The 3,760-nt window shown below is 71.2% G+C and carries 1 protein-coding gene; it reads right to left on the bottom strand.

Annotated features, from left to right (window positions below; translation table 11 throughout):
• Positions 1 to 32: 32 nt before the first annotated feature.
• Positions 33 to 3,760, bottom strand: a 3,728-nt coding sequence (locus ACR9ZG_RS18420) for a lamin tail domain-containing protein (RefSeq protein WP_481286296.1), incomplete at its 5' end; no start/stop codon positions are given.

Here is a 3,760-nt window from a genome sequence, read left to right on the forward strand (position 1 = left end):
GACGAAGGCGGACTCTCGGAGGCCTCCGTCGTCTACCTCCGGATGAAGGAGCTCTTCGCCGGCACCACCGGGCGCGGGCCCCCGGCCCGGCGCCCGGGCGGGGGGGCCGGGGGCGGGGTGGGCGCGGGGGGGGTCGACGGGGGGGGGGGCGCCTTGGCCGGGGGGGGCGGCGCGGGCGCCGCCACCGGAGCCCGGACCGCCGGAGCCCGGCCCGCCGTCCCCGCCGTCACCGCCGTCACCGTGAGGTGCTGCACCGGCGAGTCCGTCACCGCACCGTACGGGTCGGTGACGCGTACGTACCAGCCGGCGGTCCCGGCCGGGGCGTCCGCCCAGGACGCCGTCACCGTGGAGCCGCTCGCGACCTCCGTCGACGTGCCGATCACGCGGTCGCCGAGGATGTCGGCGGTGAACGAGTCGGTCGACAGCACGCGGGTGCGCGGGGTGATGTTCAGGTCCGCGTACGGGATGGTGAACTCCTGGAACTTCGTCGGGTTCGCCGGGTCGTCGGCCACTGTAGGGTCGTCCGTGTCGTACTGGTCCAGCGACGGGGAGTACGTGCGCACCGTCACGTCGCGGCCCTCGTTGTCGAACTGCAGCAGGCGGAGGAAGCCCATGCCGCCCTCCTGGAGCCCCTGGTAGTCGAACAGCATCTGGTAGACCTTGCGCTCCTGGGTGCCGTCGCCGTCGTCGTCGAACGCGTCCACCCGCGTGTAGGCGTCGTGGTAGTGGCCCGACATGACCATGCGGACGTTCGGGTTGGTCGCGACGACCTGGTCGTAGACGGCCTGCGGGCCCGGGCCGAGGCCTCCCGTGGTCAGGAGGTACTCGTGGAGGTCGATGACCGCGATGCGCTCGGGGTACTGCGCGAGCACCTCGTTCATCCAGTCGATCTGGTCCTGGTACACGCCCCAGCCCATGTAGACGAAGATGAAGTCCAGGCCGTCGGCCGACACGAGGTCGTAGTGGCCGCGGTTGTCCTGGTAGCCGCCGCCGTACCAGGGGTTGGCCCCGAAGCGGGCCTCGCCGAAGTTCGCGGAGTACTCGGTGTAGTCCTCGTCCTTGTGGTTGACGTCGTGGTTGCCCGCCAGCACGCCGTAGGGCAGCCCGGCGGCGTCGAGCCGGTCGTACTGGGCGTCGGCGCGCGTCCACTGGTCGGGCACCTTCGAGTTGTCGACGATGTCGCCGGTGTGGATGACGTACTGCAGGTTGATGTTCTGGCGCTGCTGCAGGAAGTAGTCGTGGATGTCGACCTGGTGCTGGTACTCCACGCCGGTCTTGTTCTCGTTGTAGTACTGCGTGTCCGACTCCCAGCCGATGGTGAAGTCGTAGTCGGAGCGCGGGGTGTCGCCCGGGTTCGCCGGGGTGATCGTGCTGTCGCGGGTGGAGAGGTTGCCGCCCGCGTAACCCTCCGAGTGCTGCACGAGCGCGGTGATGACGCCGTCCTTCGCGTGGTCCTTCGCGCCGACCAGGGCGCTCAGGGTGAAGGGCGCGCCCTCGTCGCCGGCGCCGGTGATGTGGCGGTCGACCTCCTCCCACGCACCGGTGCTCACGTTCTTCACGTAGAGGAGCACCTTCGCCTCGGCGTTGGCCGAGCCGGTCCAGGTGAGCCGCGCCTGGTAGGCGTCGCCCGACCCGGCGGGGACCGTCACGTCGAACAGCTGGTACGGGAGGGCGGTGTCGGAGGACACGCTCGTGTCGACGCCGTCGGTGCCGGCCAGCGCCTGCAGGCGCGCGGTGCTCAGCGCGGTCGGGCGCTGCACCTCGGTGGCGACGGAGGTCGTCCCGCTGCTCGAGGTCACGCCGCCGGAGGTGGTGTCGAGGTGCTCGCCGGTCCGGAACTCCGCGGTCAGGCGGTCGCCGCTCGGGTCGGACACCGTCGCGCCGAGCGTCACCGCGCCCTGCTTCACAGTCGTGCCGTCGGCCGGGGTGAGGTCGCTCACGGTCGGCTGCTCGACCGGTGTCGTGAACGTGATGTCACGCGCGGCGTGGTTGCCGACGGCGTCGGACTGCTCGACGTGCAGCACGTGCGTCCCGGCGGGCAGCGTGACCGAGGAGGTCGCGATCGGCAGCAGGTGCCGCACATCCTCCCCGTCGAGCGTGATCACCGGCACGGAGGAGGCGGGGATGCCCGAGCCGGCGTCGGCGATGGAGGCGTCGATCGTGAAGGGGCCGCGATACTCCCGGCCGTTCTCGACGGAGGTGGTGATCGCCGGGGCGGTGTTGTCGACCGTCACCGTCGCCGAGACCGGCGCGTCGGTGGCGGTGCGGGCCGAGACCGTGTGCGCGCCGTCCGCGACCGAGGAGGTGTCCCAGTCGTAGGTCTGCGCGGTGAAGGCGTCGTCGGGCAGCGTGAAGACGGCGTCGTAGAAGTCGAGCTTGCCGGCGCTGTCGCCCATCTTGAGCGAGGCTCCGGCGGTGTAGCCGCTCGGCGTCAGGGAGTGGCCGTTCGGGAGCACCAGGCGCGGGTTGCGGATCTCGAAGTCGTCGTTGTTCTCGGGGCTGAGCTCGGGGGCGGCCTTGGTGCCCGCCCAGACGCTGACGGTGAGTGTCCTGCCCTTGGCGATGTACGACAGCGGGACGGTCGTCGGGATGGTCTTCCACCCGGTCGGGATGCCCTCGTCGAAGATCGTGAGGATGTCGTCGCCGATCAGCACGCCGTTGCGGAAGAACGTGTTGACGCCGCTCGCCTCGAACGCGAACACCGGCGTGCCGCCGAGGTCGGGACGGGTCGGGGAGACGTCGGCGCCGTCGACCGAGACGGTCACGTCGTCGTCGAGCGCGTCCGCGATGCCGGAGACCGGGGTCGTGCCCGCCACGAACTGGCCGTCGGTGACGTTGAGCGACAGCGGCTCGTCGGCAGCGCCCTCCACCTGGACGCGCTTGCTGGTGGTGGTGACGTGGTTGGTGCCGTCGGAGACGGTGAGCACGTAGTCGAACCACTTCTTGCCGGTCAGGTCGGCCGCCGGGACGGAGTACGCCGCGCCGCCGCCGGCGCCCACGGTGAGCTCGTGCAGCACGGGGGTGCTGTCGGCGCTGTTGGTCAGCTCGAGGGTGGCGCGCCTGACCTGCACGTCGTCGGTCACCGTGAAGGCGAAGGAGAAGTCGGCGCCCGGCGTGATCGTCGCCGGCGTGGAGTCGGCGACGACGGGTGCGGTGGCGTCGGCGGGCACGACCATCAGGCCGGTGGGGACCTGAGCGGCGTCGACGGAACCCGGGGTGGGCGCGCCGAGGGCGAGGCGGGTCTGCTCGACGGAGCCTGCGGTCGGCGGGCCGTACTGGACGGGCTGGCCGGCGACGGCGTCGTCGGTGCCGTTGAGGCTGAACAGCGCTCTGCTCACCGGGATGCCGCTCTTCGTCGTGACCTGGATGCCGCGGGCGCCGCTGTTGGCCATGCCGGCGGAGTCGATCTGCAGCAGGTCGACGCCCTCCACCAGCGAGCTCCCGAACTCGGTGTTGAACTGCGCGGCGGTGAAGGCGGCGTTGGTCGCGCTCTTGATCCAGATCACGACCGTCCTGCCCGAGGCGATGACGGCGTCGGCGGGAGTGAACGGCCAGTCGGCGGTCGCGCCGGTCTCCGGGTACAGGTACGTGATCGTGTAGTCCGACAGGTCGATGTCGTGGTCGGTCGCGTTGTAGAGCTCGATGAACTCGTAGGCGTCGCTGCTGGTGCCCGGCACGTTGGTGCGGGAGTCGGGCTGCAGCTCCGTGATCTGGAGGGGCGTGGTCTGCAGCGCGGGGTCGGGCTGGGGCGCCGTCGGGG

It is taken from the genome of Leifsonia sp. KNZ12-8B (assembly GCF_056755495.1).